The organism is Streptococcus sp. CM6 (assembly GCF_000526095.1).
GTDB classification, from domain to species: domain Bacteria; phylum Bacillota; class Bacilli; order Lactobacillales; family Streptococcaceae; genus Streptococcus; species Streptococcus oralis_BW.
Map to the genome: position 1 here is coordinate 99693 of NZ_JATS01000020.1, position 23855 is coordinate 123547.

34 protein-coding genes are annotated in these 23855 nt (G+C 42.2%); 6 read left to right on the plus strand and 28 right to left on the minus strand.

The window, feature by feature from the left end:
• Positions 1-6: 6 nt before the first annotated feature.
• The 12 genes from HMPREF1516_RS07150 to HMPREF1516_RS07205 form a co-directional block, all read right to left on the minus strand.
• On the minus strand, positions 7-1038 hold the full coding sequence (locus HMPREF1516_RS07150; RefSeq protein WP_033606195.1) for a DNA cytosine methyltransferase: 1032 nt from the start codon (positions 1036-1038) through the stop codon (positions 7-9).
• Positions 1039-1041: 3 nt separating this feature from the next.
• Positions 1042-2625, minus strand: coding sequence for a DEAD/DEAH box helicase (locus HMPREF1516_RS07155; protein ID WP_033606198.1), 1584 nt, complete (start codon positions 2623-2625; stop codon positions 1042-1044).
• 10 nt (positions 2626-2635) lie between these two features.
• The gene (locus tag HMPREF1516_RS07160; protein ID WP_033606199.1) at positions 2636-3193 is read right to left on the minus strand and encodes a hypothetical protein; all 558 of its coding nucleotides are present in this window, start codon (positions 3191-3193) and stop codon (positions 2636-2638) included.
• Positions 3194-3206: 13 nt separating this feature from the next.
• Positions 3207-3944, minus strand: coding sequence for a hypothetical protein (locus tag HMPREF1516_RS07165; protein WP_033606200.1), 738 nt, complete (start codon positions 3942-3944; stop codon positions 3207-3209).
• 2 nt (positions 3945-3946) lie between these two features.
• Entirely contained in the window at positions 3947-4369 is a 423-nt protein-coding gene (locus HMPREF1516_RS07170; RefSeq protein ID WP_033606201.1) for a hypothetical protein, read from the minus strand.
• A gap of 45 nt (positions 4370-4414) precedes the next feature.
• Positions 4415-5533, minus strand: coding sequence for an ATP-binding protein (locus HMPREF1516_RS07175; protein WP_033606202.1), 1119 nt, complete (start codon positions 5531-5533; stop codon positions 4415-4417).
• Between the two features lie 2 nt (positions 5534-5535).
• Complete coding sequence (locus HMPREF1516_RS07180) at positions 5536-5880, minus strand: hypothetical protein (RefSeq protein WP_033606203.1); 345 nt, start codon at positions 5878-5880, stop codon at positions 5536-5538.
• Between the two features lie 19 nt (positions 5881-5899).
• Positions 5900-7180 (minus strand): AAA family ATPase, encoded by a 1281-nt coding sequence (locus tag HMPREF1516_RS07185; protein ID WP_033606204.1) that lies wholly within the window; start codon positions 7178-7180, stop codon positions 5900-5902.
• A 1-nt stretch (position 7181) separates the two neighbouring features.
• Positions 7182-7394, minus strand: coding sequence for a hypothetical protein (locus tag HMPREF1516_RS07190; protein ID WP_033606205.1), 213 nt, complete (start codon positions 7392-7394; stop codon positions 7182-7184).
• Positions 7391-7576, minus strand: a complete 186-nt coding sequence (locus HMPREF1516_RS07195) for a hypothetical protein (protein WP_033606206.1) — start codon at positions 7574-7576, stop codon at positions 7391-7393. Before HMPREF1516_RS07195 ends, HMPREF1516_RS07190 begins: the two co-directional genes overlap by 4 nt.
• Complete coding sequence (locus HMPREF1516_RS07200; RefSeq protein ID WP_033606207.1) at positions 7573-7845, minus strand: hypothetical protein; 273 nt, start codon at positions 7843-7845, stop codon at positions 7573-7575. The genes HMPREF1516_RS07195 and HMPREF1516_RS07200 overlap by 4 nt, the downstream gene beginning before the upstream one ends.
• Before the next feature lie 73 nt (positions 7846-7918).
• Positions 7919-8110 carry a hypothetical protein gene (locus tag HMPREF1516_RS07205; RefSeq protein ID WP_016397650.1) on the minus strand — a complete coding sequence of 64 codons (192 nt, stop codon included), beginning with the start codon at positions 8108-8110 and terminating at the stop codon, positions 7919-7921.
• Positions 8111-8178: 68 nt separating this feature from the next.
• Here HMPREF1516_RS07205 and HMPREF1516_RS07210 point away from each other — a divergent pair, with 68 nt between their 5' ends.
• The gene (locus HMPREF1516_RS07210) at positions 8179-8430 is read left to right on the plus strand and encodes a hypothetical protein (protein WP_033606208.1); all 252 of its coding nucleotides are present in this window, start codon (positions 8179-8181) and stop codon (positions 8428-8430) included.
• Between the two features lie 3 nt (positions 8431-8433).
• Here the strand turns inward: HMPREF1516_RS07210 and HMPREF1516_RS07215 are convergent, their stop codons facing one another.
• On the minus strand, positions 8434-8655 hold the full coding sequence (locus tag HMPREF1516_RS07215) for a hypothetical protein (RefSeq protein ID WP_033606209.1): 222 nt from the start codon (positions 8653-8655) through the stop codon (positions 8434-8436).
• Positions 8656-8957: 302 nt separating this feature from the next.
• Here HMPREF1516_RS07215 and HMPREF1516_RS07220 point away from each other — a divergent pair, with 302 nt between their 5' ends.
• The 4 genes from HMPREF1516_RS07220 to HMPREF1516_RS07235 all read left to right on the plus strand — a co-directional run bounded on the left by HMPREF1516_RS07220 (position 8958) and on the right by HMPREF1516_RS07235 (position 11490).
• The gene (locus tag HMPREF1516_RS07220; RefSeq protein ID WP_033606210.1) at positions 8958-9317 is read left to right on the plus strand and encodes a helix-turn-helix domain-containing protein; all 360 of its coding nucleotides are present in this window, start codon (positions 8958-8960) and stop codon (positions 9315-9317) included.
• A 21-nt stretch (positions 9318-9338) separates the two neighbouring features.
• A complete protein-coding gene (locus HMPREF1516_RS07225; RefSeq protein ID WP_033606211.1) occupies positions 9339-9719 on the plus strand; it encodes an ImmA/IrrE family metallo-endopeptidase in 381 nt (126 codons plus the stop codon).
• A gap of 18 nt (positions 9720-9737) precedes the next feature.
• On the plus strand, positions 9738-10202 hold the full coding sequence (locus tag HMPREF1516_RS07230) for a TM2 domain-containing protein (RefSeq protein ID WP_033606212.1): 465 nt from the start codon (positions 9738-9740) through the stop codon (positions 10200-10202).
• 160 nt (positions 10203-10362) lie between these two features.
• Positions 10363-11490 carry a tyrosine-type recombinase/integrase gene (locus HMPREF1516_RS07235; RefSeq protein ID WP_033606213.1) on the plus strand — a complete coding sequence of 376 codons (1128 nt, stop codon included), beginning with the start codon at positions 10363-10365 and terminating at the stop codon, positions 11488-11490.
• Positions 11491-11577: 87 nt separating this feature from the next.
• Here HMPREF1516_RS07235 and whiA read toward each other — a convergent pair whose 3' ends face one another.
• From whiA to HMPREF1516_RS07285, 10 genes are all read right to left on the minus strand, one after another.
• Positions 11578-12489, minus strand: a complete 912-nt coding sequence (gene whiA / locus HMPREF1516_RS07240; protein WP_000011291.1) for a DNA-binding protein WhiA — start codon at positions 12487-12489, stop codon at positions 11578-11580.
• Entirely contained in the window at positions 12486-13463 is a 978-nt protein-coding gene (locus tag HMPREF1516_RS07245) for a YvcK family protein (protein ID WP_001231060.1), read from the minus strand. The genes whiA and HMPREF1516_RS07245 overlap by 4 nt, the downstream gene beginning before the upstream one ends.
• A complete protein-coding gene (gene rapZ, locus HMPREF1516_RS07250) occupies positions 13460-14350 on the minus strand; it encodes an RNase adapter RapZ (RefSeq protein ID WP_000163039.1) in 891 nt (296 codons plus the stop codon). The genes HMPREF1516_RS07245 and rapZ overlap by 4 nt, the downstream gene beginning before the upstream one ends.
• A 51-nt stretch (positions 14351-14401) precedes the next feature.
• The gene (locus HMPREF1516_RS07255; protein WP_001140420.1) at positions 14402-14782 is read right to left on the minus strand and encodes a RidA family protein; all 381 of its coding nucleotides are present in this window, start codon (positions 14780-14782) and stop codon (positions 14402-14404) included.
• 9 nt (positions 14783-14791) lie between these two features.
• Positions 14792-15379: a ribosome biogenesis GTP-binding protein YihA/YsxC gene (yihA, locus tag HMPREF1516_RS07260; protein ID WP_000422603.1), complete on the minus strand. Its 588-nt coding sequence runs from the start codon at positions 15377-15379 to the stop codon at positions 14792-14794.
• A gap of 8 nt (positions 15380-15387) precedes the next feature.
• Positions 15388-16620, minus strand: a complete 1233-nt coding sequence (gene clpX / locus HMPREF1516_RS07265; RefSeq protein ID WP_002874765.1) for an ATP-dependent Clp protease ATP-binding subunit ClpX — start codon at positions 16618-16620, stop codon at positions 15388-15390.
• Between the two features lie 31 nt (positions 16621-16651).
• Positions 16652-16822, minus strand: coding sequence for a hypothetical protein (locus tag HMPREF1516_RS07270; protein ID WP_000442251.1), 171 nt, complete (start codon positions 16820-16822; stop codon positions 16652-16654).
• The gene (locus tag HMPREF1516_RS07275) at positions 16822-17328 is read right to left on the minus strand and encodes a dihydrofolate reductase (RefSeq protein ID WP_033606214.1); all 507 of its coding nucleotides are present in this window, start codon (positions 17326-17328) and stop codon (positions 16822-16824) included. Before HMPREF1516_RS07275 ends, HMPREF1516_RS07270 begins: the two co-directional genes overlap by 1 nt.
• Positions 17329-17446: 118 nt before the next feature.
• Positions 17447-18121, minus strand: a complete 675-nt coding sequence (cmk, locus tag HMPREF1516_RS07280; protein ID WP_033606215.1) for a (d)CMP kinase — start codon at positions 18119-18121, stop codon at positions 17447-17449.
• Positions 18122-18130: 9 nt separating this feature from the next.
• Positions 18131-18637: an SAG1386/EF1546 family surface-associated protein gene (locus HMPREF1516_RS07285; RefSeq protein WP_001040924.1), complete on the minus strand. Its 507-nt coding sequence runs from the start codon at positions 18635-18637 to the stop codon at positions 18131-18133.
• A gap of 45 nt (positions 18638-18682) precedes the next feature.
• Here HMPREF1516_RS07285 and HMPREF1516_RS09910 point away from each other — a divergent pair, with 45 nt between their 5' ends.
• A complete protein-coding gene (locus HMPREF1516_RS09910; protein ID WP_162278996.1) occupies positions 18683-18886 on the plus strand; it encodes a ferredoxin in 204 nt (67 codons plus the stop codon).
• Between the two features lie 82 nt (positions 18887-18968).
• On the opposite strand, the gene HMPREF1516_RS07290 is transcribed toward HMPREF1516_RS09910, so the two are convergent.
• From HMPREF1516_RS07290 to HMPREF1516_RS07310, 5 genes are all read right to left on the minus strand, one after another.
• Entirely contained in the window at positions 18969-19952 is a 984-nt protein-coding gene (locus HMPREF1516_RS07290; protein WP_198014361.1) for a glycosyltransferase family 2 protein, read from the minus strand.
• A complete protein-coding gene (galE, locus tag HMPREF1516_RS07295) occupies positions 19936-20955 on the minus strand; it encodes a UDP-glucose 4-epimerase GalE (protein WP_033606216.1) in 1020 nt (339 codons plus the stop codon). The genes HMPREF1516_RS07290 and galE overlap by 17 nt, the downstream gene beginning before the upstream one ends.
• 299 nt (positions 20956-21254) lie before the next feature.
• Positions 21255-22358, minus strand: coding sequence for an NAD(P)/FAD-dependent oxidoreductase (locus tag HMPREF1516_RS07300; RefSeq protein ID WP_000754622.1), 1104 nt, complete (start codon positions 22356-22358; stop codon positions 21255-21257).
• 16 nt (positions 22359-22374) lie between these two features.
• Positions 22375-23172, minus strand: coding sequence for a Nif3-like dinuclear metal center hexameric protein (locus HMPREF1516_RS07305; RefSeq protein ID WP_000881177.1), 798 nt, complete (start codon positions 23170-23172; stop codon positions 22375-22377).
• Positions 23159-23836 (minus strand): tRNA (adenine(22)-N(1))-methyltransferase, encoded by a 678-nt coding sequence (locus HMPREF1516_RS07310; protein WP_033606217.1) that lies wholly within the window; start codon positions 23834-23836, stop codon positions 23159-23161. Before HMPREF1516_RS07310 ends, HMPREF1516_RS07305 begins: the two co-directional genes overlap by 14 nt.
• Positions 23837-23855 lie beyond the last annotated feature (19 nt).

Genomic DNA, 23855 nt, shown 5'->3' on the forward strand with positions numbered 1-23855 from the left:
CTCCTTTTATTTCAATTCCTTTGCGATTGCAGCAATAACACTCACGGTCACGCTGTTTCCTGCTTGTTTGTATAATTGACTGTTGCTATTTACTTCTTGCGCCTTGTCAAATGCCCAATCAGGAAAGCCTTGCAGCCTCCAACATTCTCGAGGGGTTAGTTTTCTGATTCGAAAGCCATCTGATAAATGATTGTTTTCATGATAGCTGTTACTCGTTATAGTAGGAGCGATGTCATGTTCTCCGCCTTTATTATAACCGTGTGCTCTTTGAATAATTTTTACACCCTCCCCTTTATTTGTTGTGAGTGTGGGAGCCAATCCAGTTGAATCATAAACCTCTCCATTCATCCCATTTCCTGAAGGATGGATGTTTCCGATGGATCTCACTTTCTGCGATTTACTTTCAACAATGTACGCCCCTGCGCCTTGTGAGTTTCCGTATCTGGTTGTAATGGTATTGCTGTACTGTTCTTTGATTGAAGTGGCTTGCTGGCCACTTTTTGAGAGAGGAAAAACTCTTCTGGTACATTCTCCTCTAAGATGGCCGATAATGAGCACGCGCTCCCTGTTTTGGGGGACTCCAAAATTTTTGCTGTTAATATTTTCCCATTCCACATTGTACCCCAATTCATCCAGGGCTCCGAGGATGGTCTCAAATGTAGCTCCTCCGTCATGGTTGAGGAGTCCTTTGACGTTCTCAAGGAATAGATATTTAGGTCTGAGAATAGATGCGAACCTTGCAATTTCAAAGAAGAGACTTCCTCGTGTATCTTCAAAACCTCGTCTGTTTCCTGCAATGCTGAAAGCCTGGCACGGAAATCCTCCACAGATAATGTCCGCACGTCCGATTCTTCGAATAGACTCATCTGATACTGCTGTGATGTCATGTAGTTCTATTTCTCCTTTCGTGTCGTGTATAGCTTTATAACTAGCTCTTGCAAACTTGTCTATTTCGCAAAAGCCAACACATTCATGACCAGCGGATTCCATTCCAAGACGAAATCCACCGATGCCTGCGAATAAATCCAAAAATTTCATACATCACCCCGGTACATATTCAGCTGGTCGCACGCCTGCTGGTAATCGCCAGCCGTTTGCAGCGATACGATCAATCATATTCCTAGCGTGGTCAAATTGCCACATACCGACATCTTTGAAACCACGACCTTCTAGGAAACGAATTTGCTTCGGTGTCGTCAAGCCTTCTGACTGTCGTTTGTGCAATCTGTCTAAATATAATGCAGCCTTTCCTGCATTTCCAATTTCGTCAGCAAAGATACCGTACTTCTCAAGCGCTTTGATTTGTTTTTCTGAAGGTGGCGCCATTTCATAACCGAAGCTTGGGACGTAACTTGACAAATCTTCAGCATGGATAGACATTTCAAATTGCAACGGATCAACTAGCTTACGTTTACGCTTACGCATTTCTGCAAGTTGCTTGGCTAAAGCCTCTTCACGCTGTGCGACTACGTCTTCTGCTGCCTTCACTTCCATATCTTCAAGGTCAAGCATGACTCCGGTTTGCTCTTCCATGTTCTCAACCATTTTCTGAGCAACTTCTGGTGTCTCGCAGATTAAGTGAGCAGGCCGACAAAGTTCATGGCGTTCTGTATGCCAGAGAAAGTCTAGTAAGAGCAATTCTTCCTTGCCCGGATGCAAGCGAGTTCCACGCCCTACCATCTGGCTATACAGCGCTCGCACCTTAGTAGGTCTTAGTACAACTACGCAATCTACTGACGGGCAATCCCAGCCTTCAGTCAAGAGCATAGAGTTACAAAGAACGTTGTAGCGGTCATTCTCGAAGTCTTCTAAGACTTCTGCACGGTCCTTGGACTCTCCATTCACTTCAGCAGCGCGAAAACCTTTTGCGTTTAGGATGTCGCGAAACTTCTGCGAGGTCTTTACCAAAGGCAAGAATACGACCGTTTTGCGGTCTGCACATTGCTTGACCATTTCATCGGCTATCTGCTCCAAGTATGGGTCTAGCGCTGTTCCGACATCGCTTGCCTTGAAATCACCCGCTGACATGCTGACATTTGATAAATCCAAGCTAAGCGGGATTGTCAACGCCTTGATTTTAGACAGATAGCCTTCTTTAATAGCCTGGACTAACGAATACTCATAAGCTAAGCTGTCGAAATAAGAGCCGAGGTTCTTCATATCTCCACGGTCAGGCGTTGCTGTCACACCCAAGACGTTCGATTGTTCAAAATAACCAAGTACACGTTGATAACCATCTGAAATGGCGTGATGGGCTTCGTCGACTACAATTGTATCGAACCAATCAGGAGGAAATTGACTAAGTCGCTTCTCCCTCTGCATGGTCTGGACTGATCCAACGACTACTCGATACCATGAACCGATAGAGGTGTTTTCAGCTTTCTCTAAGGCCGTTCCTAATCCTGTCGCAGTCTTGAGCTTGTCGCTGGCCTGTTCTAGCAATTCAGACCTATGAGCAAGGACAAGCACACGCTTGCCCTCTTTCACTTGGTCTTCTATGATTTTGGAAAAGACGATCGTCTTCCCACATCCTGTTGGTAATACTAAGAGCGTGCGCTTGCGACCTTTAGCCCATTCAGCTTGAACAGCCTCCCGTGCTTCCTGTTGATAAGGTCTTAATTGCATCCCTTACCTCCTAAAATTGCCCAGCTTGGTATCCAGCTTGTGGCTGTTGTGGTTGTTGCGCAAAATTCGGCTGCTGTGGTTTCTGGTAGCTTGCTTGTGTAGTTTGTCCAGGTTGTTGATTCAACACTTTTGTGTAATCAACGTCTTCAGGGTAGAGCATGGATTTGACTTCGTTGTAATTGTTGTTATTGTATTGTCGAGTTCCGACTTTACATACACCAGTTGCGCCAATTATGGTATTCCAATTCATGCGAAGTGGTTCGCCTTTTTTCTTTTGACCAATTGCGGCAAAGAAAGCAGATAACATTCCTTCAGTTGAACTATGTAGGAATAGGTTGTGGCGCAGTTCTGTTTCACCTTCGTTTGCCACGATTTTGATGCTAACGATAGCCTTGTTACAAGCTGGTAATTTGCCGGGGTTTTGTGGATTTGGTGTGTGTCGCGTGCGTTCCATGCCAACGACTGTGAAAAAGTACAATCCGTCAGGCAAAAGGACGAAATCCGAGTCTTTTTCGATAGTATCTTCCCAACCAATTTCGTGATCAAAGTTGTTGTATTGTTGTGTCATGTTGATTTCTCCTTTAAGCTAAAATAGTAATTTTTTTGTTGCTAGCAAGTTCATTTTTTAAATAATTCGCGATGCTTTCGACGGCTTCTAATTTCCATTTGCCACCGTCTGCTTCAAAGAGCGCAAGATTTGCCAATTTGTTGATGCGGAAGACGAATTGACTTGCTGGTTGTTCCACTTCGTTGAAAGTACGATATGGTCGCAAGGTTACTGGATTTGGAGTTTTAGCTTGTGCTAGGCTTGCTACACCATCGCGAACCGTAGCCATTTGACTGATACCATTGTCCTGTACTTCTGCACCCTTTTCGATTTTCAGATGGCTAGCAAAATCCAAAACTAAATTGCGGTCTGCATCATTGATGAACATAGACTGCAGCATAATATTGAATTCTTCCTGATCGCGCCAATTGCTAAAAGGAATAACTGGGACAGATGCTCTTACAGACACAAGTTGAGGACGTTTACCATTTTCAAAATCAACTTGATCATATACAGATACTTTTTGACAACTGTCCACGACAACTACAAGCTTACGATCACTGATGAGATCGTTATCTGACTTGAGATAATCAACAAGACTCTTGAGCGTCTGAAGCTCAAGGATAGGTGCGTACTTACGAGGGTTAAGTTCCTGTAAGTCATATTCATTGCTGTCAAAATATTCCTTCCCAGTTTCTGAACGAATGATTTTGTTTTCTTTACCCGCTAGTTCGACTGTGTAAGATAATGCTTCTTTGAGATTTTCTGTCATGGTTAGTTACCTGCTTTCTTTTTGTTGTAATCAATGATATTTGTGCTTTGTTGTTCTACTTCTTCGACGAGTTCGCCAGTGTCAGTTCTCATGTCTCCATTGTCATCAAAGTAAGTCTGACCAGGGATGCCGCTCTTGAGCTCATTTGCGTGAATTTTACCAGTGTCGTCGCGACCGACAATAACAGTTGTTGCAACGCCTTTTTGCGGTGCCAAAGTGGATTTGACTTCCATACCTGTCTTAACGACTGTACGTTCATCGTCTGTTGACATCGTTAGTGTGATAGTAACTTTGCGAGTCGCTTTAGCTTCCGTGTTGAGATCCAGAATGTTCTCAAGAACTTTCTCAAGTTCTTTATCAACCTTTTCTTGTAGGGCTGTATTTGCGATTTTTGACAAATCAATTTTAATAGTTTTATCTTTCATAGATACTCCTTATTATATTTTGCTATGATTTCTAATTCCCAAAATCTACATCGTGAAGGGCAGTTCAGGGTCTGCTCGTACTTGATTTTGAATAACTTCCATAGTCGCCTGCCAGTGTGCAACAATCATATCCCAATAATCAGGCGGAAAGTTTTCGATTGGTGTGCCCAGCGGAAAGTGACCTCGTATGTATGCAACTTTTTGGAGCTCTTCTTCCGTCACGTTGCCTTGCATCATGAGGTCCGTCAAACTCTTAGGCAAACTTGCATGATATTGCGCACGTGGTGTCTGCGGCGTGCTAGGAGCTTCATTTTGAGGTTTTTCAGCTACCTGCGACATATCGAGAGGTAGTTCTTCTCGAACTTGCTCAGGGGCTTGATGAACAGCCTGCTGAGATTCAGGAGCGGCTGTCTGCGGTTGTGGCGCAGGCGTTTGGACTTGTTGGCCGGCAAAGATATGAGCGATTCCAGCATAGTTGAACGGTATTTCATCTGGTAATCCGTGGCGATTCTTAGCATCCCAAGCCGGTCGATGGTTGGTATACATCACACGTTCACCGCCCTGGGCTTTCTTTTTGCCGTTCTCGGCCGTCATGACTAAGGTCTTGTAATTAGCGAATAGAACCATATCTGCCCATTCTTTTACGAGTGGAGTAGTCTTAGAGCCTGTCTTTTGACCAAGTTTCAACTCGTAACGGTCATAAGACCCCATTTCGTCTGGCTGTTCAAATTTCTTGATTTGAGCGTGCGCAGTCAATACCACGTTGATCCCCATATCAACCAAATCAGACAAGCTATTCAAGAAACGTCCCATTTCTTCTTGGACATAGGTGTAGCCTTTGCCCCAACTGAAATCTTCAATCCCTTGTTTTCCGTGTTGTGAGCATACGTGAGCTACTGCGAGTTGCTCTGCCCAGTCGACTGTGTCAACAATGAGCGTTTTACACTCTGTTGGGTTTGCCTTGATAAAGGCGATTTCATTGATCAGCATGGTCCAGCTTGTTGGCTTGTCGAGTCGTGCCACATCCATGTTATCTGTCGAACCTTCCGTATCGATGAAGACTGGGTCTGGGAATTGACTCGCAAAGCTAGATTTTCCAATTCCTTCCGGTCCGTAGATAACTACCTTTTGAGCTCGTGCTCGTTTTCCTCTTGTAATTTGCATGTTTAGTCATTCTCCAATCCAGCTTTTAACATTTTTAAGAATCTTTTAAATTCTTCTTCATCCGATGTTTCAGTTCCTTCAATCAATCCTTCCGGCTCTTCGCCATCAAGTGTTTTGAGCTCATACGTTGCAGTCACTTCGAGCAATTCACAATCTAACGCATTTGCTAGTTTTGTAAAATTTTCAATTTGTACTTTTGTAGCTTCAACTTCATTTTTAGCAGCTCGCTTTAGTTCTTCTGTATAATGTGCTGAATAAGCAAGAGTTTGTTCTTTGCTTTTGTATTTCAACAAAAAGTTACCTGTTTTTTTGTTACGTAATACGATAAAAGTTTCTGTTTTTTTCATGATTGTTCTCCTTTAGTTTTTAAAATCCACCTTGCCATGTTTTTGGCGTTTGTGTCACCTCTGGCTTCACGCTATACCCGTCTTCAATCAGGATGCTACATTCATCACCTGTTGACACTCGTGTCGCGATTGCTTGCAAGCCTTCTTGTTCGAGCCATCGGCCAAACTCTAGCAAAGTCTGCTGATCCATTTGCTCTAGCTTGTCAATCAGCACAAAACCGCATTCTGGTTTCAATTTACGCACGATTGCAGTTGCAACTTGCAGTTGCTGACTGCCAGACATATTGTCCCAACGCTGACCAAGATAGAGCAACTCGCCATCATCCACAGATAACCCTGGTAATGGTAAGTCAGCGTTAGTAAGCAGGTCTGTCTTCTGCTTGCGGATGTCTGCAATCACATTGTCAAGTTCCTTGTACTGCTCACGATAACCTTTAGCATCTTCTTCAGCTTTGTCCTTGTCCAGATTAGCACGCACTTTACGATTGATTTCGTCAATCTCTGCGATGTTGCTTTCGATTTCTTCAGTCGACTCATCGATAAGATCCATTGCGTCAGTATTTGCAATAGCCAAGTCCTGAGCCAATTGCTCTTCTTTTGTTCTCGCATCAGCCAGCAATTGCTCCAGTCGTTCAACTTCCGCGGTTGCTGAGTCATGTTGATATTGGATAGCTACCAAGTTCTGGCGCTTGCGGGCGTTCTCGCCATTCTTGGCAAGGATAGCTTGTTGTTGTTGGATAAGCTCAGCGATAGAGACCAATTCTTTCGGTGCATCTGGGTAGTACGGTTGCTCTTTCGCAAACTTTTCTTTCTGGTCCGCGATCACACCAATCGCATGACGTTCGTTATACTTAGTTTTCTCCTGCATTTCTAGCTCAGCTAACTGCGGACCAACTCCGATGATTTGTAGTAATGTCTTCGCTTTTTCTTTGCTAGTCTGCTCCATGAATTTAGGTAAGTTGATGGCCAGCTCTTCCACGAAGCTATCAAGCAAGTTTTGACCAGCCTTGTTACCACTCGGGTCAATGACCTTGAGAGTGCTGTTCTTCCCGCTACGCTCCACAATCAAGCCGTTTGATAGCGTGATTTTTAAGCTTGGCGGGATTGTGCTGCCTTCACGTTGTGCTTGGCTCGGTTTGTACTTGTTGCCACCCAGCGCCCAAGCAATCGCGTCCAGTACGCTTGTTTTACCTTGATTGTTATTTCCTCCGACGATTGTCAAACCAGCCGCTGACGGCTCTAGTTTAACTGCTTTCACGCGCTTAACGTTTTCAATTTCTAGTTTATTGATCGTTACCATTTTAAGCTCCTTCTTCAACACCTTTTGTGAGCCCTACAGGTGGCTCTACATCATAAGTAAATTGCTTATCTGAATTTCTCAGATTCATGCGTGCAATGTTACTTGCCATCAGCTGACGTTTTTTCTGCTTCATTTCAGCGTGATCATCTAGTTTATTTACTAGTGACCACAGGACTATTCCTACGATTGTTACCAGGTAAATGTATTCCATCATCTTGCTTTCTCCTTTCCTTCATAAATCGCCACAATATTTTCAAGATCAGCTATACGCTGATTCGCTTGTTGGTATTTTTCTTGAAGGTCAATCAATGCTCTGTTTAAATCCAAAGCTACGATTCTCCAGTCAGTATTTATTTCTTTTTCCAACCAGTTTTTTATTTTTGTTAAAAAGTTCATCCTATTGACCTCATTTTCTTGCTTTTCACCATTTCTTTTTTCCAAGCTTGAGTCCCACGATATTGCAGATATTCGTCAAAACCTTTGATTGTGACAAGCTGGCCATCATTTCTAAGATGTTTCTGTTGGCTAGGTAGTTTCTTCATCTCTCGCCTCATGTCTCCTGCTTGTCGCTTTGTGCATCCAAAGATGTGTTCTAATTCTTCATCATTAGCCGAAACTTTCTCGATGATCACATCTTTAATTCTTACAATTTCAACTGCTTCCATTTTTGCTCCTTTCGTGATATAATTTAGATGAATATTTTGTTGAGCGCCTGACTTTTGTTAGGTGCTTTTTGTATTAGCGAATTTTAAAATCTTCAATAACCCGAGCAATGAACTGATTTGCTTGTGGATTTTTCAGCTTACCATTCAGGATATTAGTTACATCTTGACGAGCCATGCTATACTGTACTGCTAGCGTTGCCATCGTCAAATTATGCTCTTTCAGATAATCTCTGATTTTTTGACGTCCACCATCCATATTTGGCATATTTCTCTCCTTTCTTTTCTTTTTCTCTCCTCGCTTTCTGCTATAATAAAACTAGAAAGGAGGATCATATGCATAGAATAAAAGTTACTTTTTCAGATGGTACCGAAGCTATTTTCCATGAAGAACAAATTTTTCAAACTTGGAAAACTTCAAACAACTCAGTTTCATTAAGTGAGCTTAGCGGACTTTGGTATCATCATCACGATGGTTTGGTTCCAAGTTTTTTAGAAATAGTAGCAAACGCTCCGTTTTTCTTCGATATTGAAAAACCATCAACCATCTACGCTTCTGCTTCAATTGTGAAAATCGAAGCGATATAATTTTTACACACGGCTATTCAAGGCGCGCTTCGTGATTTCGTCTTGGATAGCTTTTGTCATTGCTAAGTCATGCTCTGAAAAACTAGTGTTTTTCGAAACTAGCAAAATTGCTTGCGAATATGTCTCAGATTGTTGAATAGCTTCATCAGCGACCTTCTCAACAAAACTTTGAATATCGTTTTTTAGATTCTCTAAAGATATTAGAGGAGCTTCATTTTTTGACATCCGTCTCCCTCCTTTCTTCAAAAAGTAAGAAAATGAGTCAGTAAATTATTTTATAAAATGCTTGACAGTTTTTAGCGTATCTGCTAAAATGAAAGCATAATTAAAAACCTTGATAAAACGTTATATCTATCAATTTTCTTGCTCGCCAAAGCTATTTATTTTTAGATAAGTTTTAACTTCGTTTTTTTACTAACTCATTAACTTACAAAAACTATTTTAGCGTAAACGCGAAATAATGTCAACTATTTTTTGCGTATTTTGTAAAATATTTTTTGTCATGTCTTAGAAAGGCTGATAAATCAATGTTTTCTACTTTTGAAATCGTAAAAGATTTATGTGAAAAACAAGGGATTTCGCTAAATACTTTAGAAGATAAGCTAAAACTAGGCAAAAATTCTTTGTACGGGTTGAAAAGGAATCAACCTTCTGCTGAACGGCTTCAACAAATCGCCGACTACTTCAACGTGTCTACTGACTACTTGCTTGGCCGTACGGATAACCCTGCTATCGCTAACTCAAAAGAACAATTCTTTTTTGAGGGCAAAGAGGTCGATGTCGAAGAACTCGCCTCTACTGCTATGCGTTTTAATGGGAAGCCACTAACTGAAGAAGATAAAAAAGCAATTCAAAATATTATCGAAATTTATCTCAAAAAGCAATAATAATCAAAGGTTGGATTGTTTATGACTGAAAAAGAATTTTCTCAAAATCTAGGTATAGATATAGAGATTTTTGAAGATGGTCTATTTCCAGATGAGGCATTTTATATCCCAGCCCTCCAAACTATGTTTTTGAGTGATGCTATATCAGATGAGAAAAGGGTCCAAGTTGCCCTACATGAAATAGGCCATAAAAATCACGCGCCAGACACTTATAGCCTTTTCAGGGAGAAATGTGAGCTTGAAGCTAACCGAAATATGATTCATCATCTGATAAAGGCCGAGTTGGATATAGCTGAAGATACCACTACATTTAATTACCTAGTTTTTATGGAAAAGTATAATTTAAAAACCATTGCTGATGAAACAATGGTTAAAGAAGAGTATTTAGCATTGTTGAATTAAAGATGAAAGGAATAAAAAATGGCTAAAATTATCAAAGTAACTGGTGCGGAGATCACAATCGCACACAATGAAGAGTACCTAAAATTGAGCCCATCTGAGTTAAATTTTGTCCCACAATTGGGAGATGAGGTCGAAGTTCACAAGGTTGATGGAGAAATCATTGTCATGAAAAAAGACAGTGAGAAAGATGACAAAATCAATATTAGTATCGTAAACGAGAATAACGCTATCCAAAATCAGTCGCAAGTTGTTAACACCCAACAAGCTACATACGGAATGCACTATGTAAATAAATGGTTATATGTTCTACTAGCTATATTCTTCGGTGGATTCGGTGCGCATCATTTTTACGCTGGGTATAATGGTAAGGGAATCTTTCATCTGATTTTACTTATTACTGGTATATCTGTTTTTCTTGGCTTATTTCAAGGGATCATTGCTTTGTTCAAAACACCAGATGCAAATGGGAAAATTGCGGTTTAATAAAAAACCAGTTGTTTCCAAAATGGAAATAGTTCAAACAAAAAATCCCCACACTCGCAAAGTTTAGCGACTCTGAGTGTGAGGAAAGCATGTATAAGAAACAACCATTCAAAAGGTCGTTTTCTTATACCCATTTTACCAAAATATAGGAGAAAATACAATGTGGGTAGAAGAATTGCCAAATGGCAAGTTTAAATATTTTGAGCGATACAAAGATCCATATACTGAGAAATTAAAAAAAGTCTCAGTCACTATGGAAAAGAAAACTCCCCAGGCAAGAAATCAAGCTGCTATCTTGTTGCAAGAGAAGATAAATAAAAAACTCAGCACAAAACAAGTAGAAAGCATTACATTTGAAGAAATCTATAACCTTTTTTATAAATCGTGGGCGCAAACAGTCAAAGAATCCACAAAACATAATTGTAAGTCAGTTGATAAGACAATGAAACAAGTCATACCATCTGATACTTTACTAGCAAATCTTGATAGGCGCTTTCTTCAGCAGGCAATTGAAAAAGTTATTGAAAGCAATGGATATATTACAGCTAAAAAAGTTAGGCACAGATTAAGAGGTATATTCAAGTACGCCGTTCAATACTCATACATCGATAACAACGAAGTAGATTATACTACGATTCCTCAAAAACCAAAGACTTTAGAAGAACTGGAAAAAAAGCGTAACAACTTTCTCACCATGCAAGAAATAAAAGCACTTGTCGATGTCCTTAATCGTCGAGAATATCACCAAAAGTACGCTGATATGGTTCTTGTGCTGGCATTAACTGGGATGAGATATGGTGAGTTAACTGCCTTGCAGCTAAAGAATATAGACTTCGAAAACAACAAAATTGAGATCTCAGGTAATTTTGATTCAGTAAACAAAATCAAGACGCTACCAAAGACTACAAATTCAATACGGACAATCAAAGTATCGAAGACTGTTATGGAAGCTATTCAAAGGCAAATAGTGCGACTTAGTGAACGTTTCCAGCCATTGTCAAGCGATGATTATATTTTCTGCTTTGAAAGATGGAATCAACCTACAACAATATCTTGCTTTATTCAAATATTAAAAAAATATGGAAAACAGGCTAAAATAGAAAAAAACTTATCTAGCCATATTTTCAGACATTCTCACATTTCGTTTTTAGCAGAGTCTGGCCTCCCAATAAAATCAATAATGGATCGAGTTGGGCACTCAAATGCAAAGATGACTTTGGAAATCTATTCTCATACTACTGAGGATATGGAGGATAAACTGGTCAATAAATTAGATACTATTTTTTAATTCTGCCCCTTGGTTGCCCCTTTTTGATTTTATAACACAACAAAACCCCTTGAAGATATTGATAATTCAAGGGGTTACTTTATATCATTATAATTCATCTGCTATTTTATTGATTTTTCTAAGTCTGTGGTTAACGCCACTTTTGGTCAGGGGATTGCTTAGACTATCTGCCAACTGCTGGATAGAGTAGTCTGGATGCTGAATCCGCAACTGAGCCACCTCTTGCAAATCCACGGGTAAATTTTCCAAACCCATTCTATCTTTGATTTTACTGATATTATTGATGGTCTTCATACTAGCAGAAACCGTTCGAGCGATATTAGCTGTTTCAGCGTTATTGGCTCGATTGAGATCGTTACGAGTTTCGCGCAAAATCTTGACGCGCTCAAAATTATCACGCGCCTGCATGGCCCCAATCACGATCAAGAAATCCATGATGTCTTCTGCCCGCTGAAGATAGGTAACTGCACCTTTCCTGCGCTCAATGACCTTGGCGTCCAGCAAAAACTGCTGGAGGAGAGAGGCTAGTCCTTGGGCGTGGTCCAGATAAACGGAACTGATCTCCAACTGATACTTACCAGACTCCGGATCTCGGATGCTACCATTTGCCAGAAAGGCCCCACATAAGTAAGCACGTCCAGCTTCTTCATTTGCTAGAATATCAGGATCAATACCTGTCTCCAAACCAAAGAAGGAATCCGCAAGCCGCAAATCAGCTAAAAGCTCCTGCACCCTCTCATCGGTATAGACCGTGTAGACACGATTCTTGCGAAGATTGCTTCTCTGATGGTGTCGAATCTCAGACTTAATCTCATAAAAATGGAGAAAGGACTCATAGAGATGCCGAGCCAACTTAGCATTTTCAGTTACAACTGACAAGGTCAAGCCTGAAGTCGAGAGACCGATACTGCCAGACATCTTGATGATGGCAGACAATTCATGACGACTGAGATGGTGTTGACCAAGAATTTCCTCCTTTACTGCTACTGTGAAACTCATTTTCTAACCTGTATAATGCGCATCAATTCATCTACAATCAAATCGCCATCATGGAAGGCTCCTCCATTTTCCAAACGAAGGAAGTTGGATGAAATCACACGAGGGACCTGCTTGCAAAGACCAGCAAAGTCATGCTCTACCTGAACCAAATATTCATCAAAACGGTTGGTATCCATGTATTCTCTAGGAACCTTCTCGATATTAACCAAGACCGTATCAATAAAAGGCCGACCTAAGTGTCGATGGAGGACTTCCACGTGGTCACTGTCTGAAAAGTACTCTGTTTCCCCACGCTGGGTCATGATATTGCAGACATAGGCGATCTCAGCCTTAGTCTCCAAGAGAGCCTGTCCAATCTCCTCAATGACAATATTGGGCAAAATCGATGTAAAGAGGGAACCAGGCCCCAAGACAATCATGTCACTCTCGAGGATGGTATTGACTACTCGACGGCTGGCTTGCGGTGTTTCATCATCCAAGGTATTGGTCACATAGACATGGTCGATCATGCCTGGATGATCTGCAATGTGGCTCTCACCTGCCACCTCAGAACCGTCTTTAAAGACTGCATGCAGTGTCAGAGGCTGATCGCTCGATGGGTAAATTTTTCCTGTTGTGTGGAAAAAGAGACTTAGCAGCTGCATGGCATTATAAGTGGACCCTTGCATTTCAGAAAGCCCTGCTATAATGATATTTCCTAGAGGATGACCCGCAAAAGCTCCAGCCTCTTCTGAGAAACGGTACTGAAAAACCTTCTCATAAAACTTAGGCATATCCGACATGGCTACCAGAACATTGCGAAGATCGCCTGGTGGTGTCAGCTGTTGGATATTCTTTCTTAGTTCACCAGAAGAGCCACCATCATCAGCTACCGTTACGATGGCTGCGATATCAACATCCTTTTCTCGCAAGCTTTTCAAAATGACGGGGATACCTGTTCCTCCACCAATTACCGTTATCTTTGGTTTTCTCATGAACGGTTTACCGTTTCCTTTCTTCTGTCTTTATCACGATGGCTTTCATTGACAGGCCAATTTTTAGCAAGGTCCTCAGCTATGCGCTTGGCAAAGGCTACACTACGGTGTTGTCCACCTGTACATCCTACTGCAATGGTCAAGACGGACTTGCCTTCTTTTTTGTAACTTGGCAAAATGGGCTCAATCAAGGCGAGTAAGTGCTGATAAAAACTTTCAGACTCTTCATGATTCATCACATAGTCATAAACTGCTTGATCCTCACCTGTCTGATTGCGAAGTTCAGGGAGGTAGTATGGATTTGGCAAGAAACGGACATCAAAGACCAAGTCTGCATCGATAGGGATACCATACTTGAATCCAAAAGACATGACTTCGATACGGAAAGACTGGGCCTGTTCTTGATCTGAAAATTGCTCTGCAATGGTTTTACGAAGCTCACGCGGAGTGAGTTCGGTCGTATCCACCACATTTTGGCTCATGTTTTTCAAAGGTGCCAAGAGTTCGCGTTCCAGCTTGATGCCATCTAAAATCCGACCATCTGCAGCTAGAGGGTGACTTCGTCTAGTTTCCTTATAGCGTGCCACCAATTCCTTATCTGCTGCGTCTAAAAAGAGAATTTTGAAGTCCAAATCGTCTTGGTTTTCCAATTCATCCAAAACAGCCTGAATCTCTGAAAAGAAAGAACGGCTCCGCATATCGACTACTAGGGCTAACTTATGGTCATCATCCTTGGTCTCAACCAACTGCAAAAACTTTGGCAAGAGGGCTGGTGGCATATTGTCAATAGTGAAATATCCCAAATCCTCGAAGGACTGAATGGCTACCGTTTTCCCTGCGCCACTCATCCCTGTCACAATCACCAGGTGAAGTTGTTTCTTTGTCATCTATCTCTCCTTATATCAAAAAAAGTTTGGCAGAGCCAAACTTCAACTAGCTTATCCAATCTCTGCAATCACTTCAATTTCGACTTTTACATCACGAGGAAGACGTGCAACCTCTACAGCTGAACGAGCTGGAAATTCCTCTTTAAAGGCAGTCTGGTAAACCTCGTTAAAAGGAACAAAGTCATTCATATCGCTCAAGAAGCAAGTTGTTTTGACAACATGGTCAAAGTCTGTTCCTGCTTCAGCCAAAATAGCACCGATATTTTTCAAGACTTGTTCTGTCTGTTCTTGGATCGTTTCTCCTACAATTTCTCCAGTTTCAGGAGATAGGGGAACTTGACCGCTAGCAAACAAAAGATTGCCAACGATTTTTCCTTGAACATATGGTCCGATAGCTTTTGGAGCTTTGTCTGTATGAATTGTTTTTGCCATTTCTTTCCCTCACAATTTTTCTAATATTGCATCCCAAGCCTGATCCATCCCTGTCTTGCTGACAGATGAAAAGAGGATGAAGTCGTCACTTGGGTCAAAGTTTAATTTCTTTTTGATTGCTGATTCGTGCTTGTTCCACTTACCGCGAGGAATCTTGTCCGCCTTGGTCGCAACGATGATAACCGGAATCTCATAATACTTGAGAAATTCGTACATCTGCACATCATCTGCTGACGGGTCATGACGAAAATCCACCAGACTGACCACGGCACGGAGATTTTCCCTAGTCGTCAGGTACTCCTCAATCATGCGCCCCCACTTTTCACGTTCCTTTTTGGAAACGCGGGCATAGCCATAACCTGGTACATCCACAAAACGCATCTTGTCATCAATATTAAAGAAGTTGAGCAGCTGGGTTTTACCAGGTTTCCCCGATGTACGAGCAAGATTTTTGCGGTTCAACATGGTGTTGATAAAGCTAGATTTACCAACATTTGAACGTCCTGCTAGAGCAATCTCTGGCAGTTCATCCTGCGGATAGTGGGATTTATTAGCCGCACTGAGCAAGATTTCAGCATTGTGTGTATTAAGTTCCATAGTCACCTCTAGGCTGTTTCTAGGATGGGTTTTTCCGTTCCATCGACAGCTTCTTTCGTGATGCGAACCAATTTCACATTTTCTTGACTTGGTACTTCAAACATAACATCTAGCATGGTTTCTTCAATGATTGAGCGAAGACCACGCGCACCAGTTTTACGTTCGATAGCCTTATTGGCGATTTCTTGAAGGGCTTCATCGTCAAATTCCAACTCAACATCATCATAAGAAAGCAAGGTTTGGTATTGTTTGACCAAGGCATTTCTTGGCTCTTTCAAGATGCGAACCAAGTCATCAACCGTCAATTGCTCAAGAGCTGCAAAGACAGGCAAGCGTCCAATCAACTCAGGGATAATACCAAATTTTTGAATGTCTTCTGCGATGATTTCTTGCATGTAGGAGCTATTTTCGTCAATCGCCTTGTTATTTTGGCCAAAACCGATGACTTTTTCTCCCAGACGTTGTTTCACAATTTCTTCGATGCCATCAAAAGCACCACCCACGATAAAGAGGATATTTTTAGTATCCACCTGAATCATCTCTTGTTGTGGATGTTTGCGTCCTCCTTGAGGTGGCACGCTAGCGACAGTTCCCTCGATAATCTTGAGAAGGGCTTGTTGTACCCCTTCGCCCGAAACGTCACGTGTGATAGACACATTCTCGCTCTTCTTGGCAATTTTGTCAATTTCATCCACGTAGATAATCCCACGTTCTGCACGTTCGATGTTAAAGTCAGCAGCCTGCAAAAGTTTGAGGAGGATATTTTCCACGTCCTCACCCACATAACCAGCCTCAGTCAGAGCTGTCGCATCTGCAATAGCGAAAGGCACGTTCAAGCTCTTAGCCAAGGTCTGAGCCAAGAAAGTTTTCCCTGAACCAGTTGGGCCAATCATCAGGATATTTGACTTCTGCAAATCCACATCTTCTGACTCTTCACGCGTATCGTGGAAATTGATGCGTTTATAGTGATTGTATACAGCCACTGCCAAGGCACGTTTGGCACGATCTTGACCAATCACATAGTGGTTCAAGATATTGAGGAGTTCGATTGGTTTTGGCACTTCAGACAAGTCTGCCAAAACTTCCTCGGCCAACTCCTCCCGAATGATTTCCTGGGCCAACTCCACACATTCATTACAGATAAAAGCGTTGTTCCCAGCGATTATTTTCTTTACTTCTTCTTGGCTTTTGCCACAAAATGAGCAATAAACCATCATATCATTTTTCCTATTTGTAGGCATGATTTCCTTCCATTCTAATTTATCATTCTATCTAAAATAAGTTCATGTAAAAAGCATGAATACTGTTTACCAGATTGGTAAAGGCATTCAACCAGAGTAAGGCAGACAGTCCATAGCGCTTCTTACGAAAAGCCTGTGCTCCAGTCAAGATACAGATTACACACAAAAAAGCTGTGAAAAATCCAAATATACTGCGCTCCATTAGACTTCCTTTCTATCTCGGTATTCGATGGTAAAATCATAGTCGTTTTTCTCATCTCGGGTGTAAGATTTGCTTGCGACCGTCTCAAAACGAGACAAGTCAAACGCCTCAGGGAAATAGGTATCTCCCTCTATCTGAGCATGAATCTGTGTCACGATGATTTCATCTAAATAAGGCTCAAAAGCCTGAAAAATCTGTTTTCCGCCAATGATATAGAGATTTTTTTCTTGACTCTGATACCACGCTAAAACAGACTCCACATCTTGAAATACGAGCGCCCCATCTATGACCTCTTCGCTATTGCGCGTTAAAATCAGGGTTTGCCGTTTTGGAAGCAGACGACGTCCCATGCCATCAAAGGTCACTCGTCCCATCAGTATGGCATGATTTAAAGTTGTTTCCTTAAAATGTTGCAACTCTGCCGGCAAATGCCAAGGGAGACGATTTTCCTTCCCAATCACACCTTTTTCATCCTGGGCCCAAATGGCTATGATTTTCTTTGTCATGCTTCCGTCCTTTTTATTGATATTACTATTTTATCAAAATTCTCCCAAAAAGACTGTTTTGAAACGCGCGCAAAAGAGAGAAAAGGAGCAGGCATCATCTAGCCTGCTCCTCTCGTCCCTAGGACATATATTTTTTTGCTTCTGATTCAATTTTTTCGACCACTTCTTGGATACTTAGTCCAGTTGTGTCAAGATAAACTGCATCCTCAGCCTGCTTGAGAGGTGAGGTTTCACGATGACTATCCTTGTAGTCACGCGCCGCAATCTCTTCTTTCAGCGTTTCCAAGTCAGTCTCAATCCCTTTAGCAATATTTTCCTTGTAACGACGCTCTGCTCTTTCTTCAACAGAAGCCACTAGGAAAATCTTGAGTTCAGCTTGTGGTAAAACAACTGTCCCGATATCACGGCCATCCATGACGATACCACCTTGCTGGGCAATCTCTTGCTGAAGAGAAACCAGTTTCTCACGCACCTCAGGAATGGCAGCAATGCTTGAAACCTTGTTGGTCACTTCATTTTCACGAATCGGATGCGTAATATCAACATCTCCTACAAAAACAAGTTGCTCACCAGTTTCTGAACGTCCAAAACTAATGGGATGTTGATCAAGCAATTCCAAAAGTTGCTCTACATTTCCTGCATCCAACTGGTGCTTAAGCGCTATATAAGTCGCAGCACGGTACATAGCACCAGTATCGAGATAAGTGTAACCAAAATCTTTAGCGACAATCTTTGCAACCGTACTCTTACCACTGGAAGCTGGACCATCAATAGCAATTTGAATTGTCTTCATTCCCGACTCCTATCTTGTCTTAATCACATCACCTGGGTTGGCAAACCAAGATCCAGATGACATGTGAGAAGGATTTAGGGCTTCTAATTGAGCAATGGAAATCCCTGCACGTTGAGCAAGAGCTGCCTCACCCTCTCCAGGATGCACAGTGAGTGTTCCTTCTCCTTCTGTGTGCTCTTCTGAACTGCTCTCTGAAGGAGTTGTTTCAGAAGAAGATGTTTCCTCTACCTTGCTACTTGAAGATGACGATGCTTCTACTTTAGAACTTGAACTTGTAGAAGGAGACGATGTATCATAGAAGTCCTTCAAAGATGAAGTACGATTGCTTCCTCCGGTTGATAAGTAAATCAATACAACCACCATCGCTACAACGATCACAAAGAAGAGGCTAGCTAGAACTGTTAAGACACGATTCGCAACAGCGCCTTTTCCTTTTTGTTTACGGCGACGACGCTCTGATCTTGATTCTTCCTCACTATTTTCATAGATATCTTCTTGCCATGGTTCCTTTGCCATACCTTACTCCTTGTATTTTTTAAACTTTCTTATTACAATATAAATATGAAACTCACACTTATACCTGAACGGTGCATCGCCTGCGGGCTTTGCCAAACCTATTCTGAACTCTTTGATTACCATGATAATGGAATCGTTCGATTTTGCGATGATCCAGTTGAATTGCAAAGAGAAATCGCTGAGAACAGCGATGTTCTGGAGGCCATCAAAAATTGTCCTACACGTGCACTTCTAAAAGATCCATCATAGTTTAAAAGGGAGATTGATTTTGTAGATTCTCTTTATCACTTTAATCCCTTCACCTACTAGTTTAGCATATTTCTAGGTAAAATTATAGTCTTTTCCGGTTATTTTTTCCTTCAAAAATAGAAAGATCACTTTTTTCTTTGATGAGGTAGAGTGGTCTTTTTTTGGTTTCTAGATAAATCTTACTGATATACTTGCCCAGAATTCCAATGGTCAGAAGTTGAATCCCCCCAAGAAAGAGAATGACAGCCATCAGAGAGGTCCAGCCAGATGTTGGATTTCCCAAGATAAGAGTCCGAAACACTACAAAAACAGTCATCATAAAAGAAATAAAACAAGATAGAAGTCCAGCTACAAAGGCTATACTCAAGGGGAAATCTGAAAAATTGAGAATCCCTTCAATCGAGTAGAAAAAGAGCTGTCTAAAACTCCAACTGGTCTTGCCAGCCTGTCGTTCAACGTTTGGATAATCAAGATAGTGCGTTTTAAAGCCCACCCAGGCAAAGAGTCCCTTAGAGAACCGATTGGACTCGGTCAGGGTTAAAATAGCATCTACCACAGACCTTCTCATCATGCGGAAATCACGGACGCCTGAGGGGAGAGCTACTGGGCTGATTTTTTGCATGAGGCGATAAAAAAGATCAGCACAGAAACTGCGAAAGAGGGGTTCTCCCTCCCGACTAGTTCTCCGTGTCCCAACACAGTCCAAGTCTGCATTTTGGTCTAGTAAGGCTTTCATCTCAAGTAGCATACCGGGAGGGTCCTGGAGGTCTGCATCCATCACAACCACCAGGTCCCCAGTCGCATACTGTAAACCTGCGTACAGAGCTGCCTCCTTCCCAAAATTTCGCGAGAACGAGATATAATGCACCGCAGGATTTTGCTCCCGATAAGCCTTCAAGAGCTCTAAGGTTCCATCGCTTGAGCCATCGTCTACAAAGACATACTCGACCTCTGCTCCCAGATCAGGAAGCAAATCTTCAATAGACTGATAAAAAAGAGGAAGTACTTCCTCTTCATTTAAACAGGGGACAATGATCGAAATCATTATCTTAGTCTTCAAATCCATTTGGATGCTTACTTTGCCAACGCCATGCGTCTTCACACATTTTCGTGATATCAAATTCTGCTTCCCATCCGAGTTCTGCTTTGGCTTTTGCAGGATCTGAATAGCAGGCAGCGATGTCTCCTGGTCGGCGTTCTACGATGCGGTAAGGAATGGGATGTCCCACTGCTTTTTCCATATTTTGAATAATTTCAAGAACAGAGTAGCCCTTGCCTGTTCCAAGGTTATAAATGTTAAGGCCAGACCCTTTTTGGATTTTTTGAAGAGCTGCAACGTGACCTTTGGCTAGGTCTACGACGTGGATATAGTCACGAACACCAGTTCCATCTTCCGTATCGTAATCGTCTCCGAAGACTTGTACTTGCTCTAATTTTCCAACAGCTACCTGAGTCACATATGGTAAGAGGTTGTTTGGGATACCGTTTGGATTTTCTCCTAAATCTCCACTCTCATGTGCTCCGATTGGGTTAAAGTAACGAAGCAAGACCACATTCCATTCTGAGTCTGCTTTGTAGATATCAGTCAAGATTTCTTCTAGCATGAGTTTGGTACGACCGTAAGGATTGGTCACTGAAAGTGGGAAATCTTCTAAGATTGGAACTGTGTGAGGATCTCCGTAAACTGTCGCAGAAGAACTGAAGATGATATTCTTACAGTTTGCTTCTTCCATAACTTTTAAAAGACTAAGAGTTCCAGCGATATTGTTGTCATAGTAGGCAAGAGGGATACGTGTTGATTCACCTACAGCCTTCAAACCAGCAAAGTGAATCACACCTGTTGGCTCTTCTTGCTTGAAAATATCTCTGAGAGTATCAGTATCACGGATATCTGCCTCATAGAAAGGAATTTCAACTCCTGTGATTCTTTCAACAACTTCTAAACTTTTACGGTTGCTGTTGACAAGGTTATCCACTGCAACCACTTGATGACCTGCTTGGATCAATTCAATAACAGTGTGGGTTCCGATAAAACCGGCACCACCAGTTACCAAAATCTTTTCTTGCATCTTTTTTCCTCGATTCTCGAATTATTTTTTCTTATTTTACCATTTTTGGTAGGGAATGTCATTTGCCATCCTAAAGGGGAGACTAAAATTTTAGTAAAATGCTTATACTCTTCGAAAATCTCTTCAAGCAATGTCAGCTTCGCCTTGCCGTGGGTATGGTTACTGACTTCGTCAGTTCGATCCACAACCTCAAAACAGTGTTTTGAGCTGACTTCATCAGTTCTGTCCACAGCCTCAAAGCCGTGCTTTGAGCAGCCTGCGGCTAGCTTCCTAGTTTACTCTTTGATTTTCATTGAGTACTATTCGCTTTTTACTCGTTTGACATAGTTTGCAATTGGGTAGTTTACTGGGTCCAAGGTCAATTCCTTGTCTTGGACCAACTGGGCTAGATGGTAACCGATGATAGGCCCCGTTGTGAGACCTGATGAACCTAGACCACTAGCCGCATAGACACCTGCCAATCCTGGCACCTGCCCAAAGAAAGGTGAGAAATCACTGGTGTAGGCACGGATTCCTACTCGCTCACCCGATGATTTCGCTTCTGCCAAGGCTGGATAGTGAGGTAAGGCTGCCTCCTCCATTTGTTGGAGCAAGGTGTCATCTACCGTCAAATCAAATCCCATATCATTTTCATGAGTAGCGCCCAAGGACAATTTCCCACCTGCAAAAGGGATCAAATCCCATTCCCCTTCTGGCATGACAACAGGGTATGATTCCATGTCTTGGGCAAGCTGATAATCTCGGAGTTGCCCTTTCTGAGGACGAACATCCACATCATAACCCAAGGGTTCTAATATGTACCCCAGCCAAGCTCCCGTCGCCAAAATAACCTGATCAAACACCTCTTCATCAATCTGGTAACCTGATGCTAAAGGTGTCAGACTCACTTTTTCTTTGACCAGCTTGACTTGACTAGCTTCTAGCAAACGAGTCACTAAGAGGTGGCCATCTACTCTCGCCCCACCAGAAGCATAGAGCAGGCGGTCAAATCCCTGCAAACCAGGGAATAATTCATTTGCAGACGCTTGGTCTAAAATGGTTAATTGACCTATCAAGGGAGATTCTTCCCTACGCTGGAGGGCTAGTTCATAGAGTTCTTCTAACTTGGATTCGTCCTTTTTCAAGAGAAAAACTCCCGAACGCTGGTAAAAGTCGATTTCCTGACCAGACTTTTCTAAATCAGCCAACAAATCCACATAAAAGTCAGCCCCCAAGCGCGCCATCTTGTACCAAGCTTTATTGCGGCGTTTGGAAAACCAAGGACTGATAATTCCTGCTGCAGCCTTGGTTGCTTGCCCCTGTCCATGGTCAAAAACGGTCACCTCTAGGTCGCTTTCTTTCGCGAGGTAGTAGGCAGCTGTTGCCCCCACAATTCCTGCTCCAATAATGGCAACTTTTTTCATTGTCTTCACCTTCTAACTAAATATGGTGGAAAGGATTGGTCGATGCCTGACTAGGCAAGATATCAATAGACCAGCTATTTTCTGCCTTCCATTGAGTAAGAAGTGCTGCGATTTTTTCCACAAAAAGCACTTCGATATAATGTCCTGGATCCAATGCCAGCAAGCCATCAGACAACATATCCTGAGCAGTGTGGTAGTAGATATCACCAGTGATGTAGACATCTGCCCCCTTAGCTAAGGCATCCTTATAGAATGACTGCCCGCTACCACCACAGATGGCCACTCTTGAAATAGGCCTCTGCAAATCACTCTCTTGATAATGCACCATTCGAAGACTATCTAGACCAAAGACTTGCTTGACATGCTGGGCCAATTCCCCAAATGTCTGAGTTTGAATATTTCCAATCCGCCCAATCCCACGTTCTGGGCCTGTTTCCTGCAGATAAGTCGTTTCCTCAATGCCTAGTATCTGGCAAAACCAATCATTTAGCCCGTTCTCAACAATATCAATATTGGTATGGCTGACATAAACTGCGATGTCATGCTTGATCAGGTCGATGTAAATCTGATTTTGTGGACGGCTGGCTACCAAATCCTTAATCGGACGGAAAATTGGCGCGTGCTTAACGATAATCAAATCCACACCCTTTTCAATAGCCTCTGCCACCGTCTCTTCTCGAATATCGAGAGCAGCCATGACACTTTGGATATCCTTGTCCAAAGTGCCAATTTGCAGGCCACGACTGTCTCCCTCCATAGAAAATTCCTGGGGACAAAAGGCTTCATAAGCCCTGATTACTTCACTTGCTAACATGGAGCACCTCCTTGATGGCTTGAATTTTATCTACTAGAACTTGACGTCCCTCCAGATTTTTTTCTGGAATTTGATCAAGAGCAAATTCTAACTTAGCAGCTTCTTTTTGCCATTTTTGGACAAAGACTTGACTGACTTCTTTGGACAAGAAGGGACCAAAGCGAACATCACTGGCTGATAGCTTCATTTGTCCCGCTTCCACAACTAGAATTTCATAGAACTTGCCAGCTTCTTCTAGGATGCTTTCTGCTACAATCTGAAAACCGTTACCCTGTAGCCAGATGCGCAAGTCGTCTTCACGATTATTGGGTTGGAGGATCAAACGCTCTACATTAGCTAGCTTGTCCAAGCCTTCTTGCAATATGGTCGCAATCAAACGGCCACCCATACCAGCAATGGTGATAACCGACACTTGGTCTGCCTCTTCAAAGGCTGCCAAGCCATTGGCTAAACGGACTTGGATTTTCTCCTTTAGACAGTGAGCCTCAACGTTTTTCACCGCTGACTGGTAGGGGCCTTCCACCACCTCACCTGCAATGGCGCTTTTGATTTGGCCTCTCTCAACTAACTCGATTGGCAGATAAGCATGGTCACTCCCCACATCTAGTAACACAGCACCTTGTGGCACAAAGGAAGCTACCAATTCTAATCTCTTTGAAATCATCTTCTCTCACTTTCCAAAA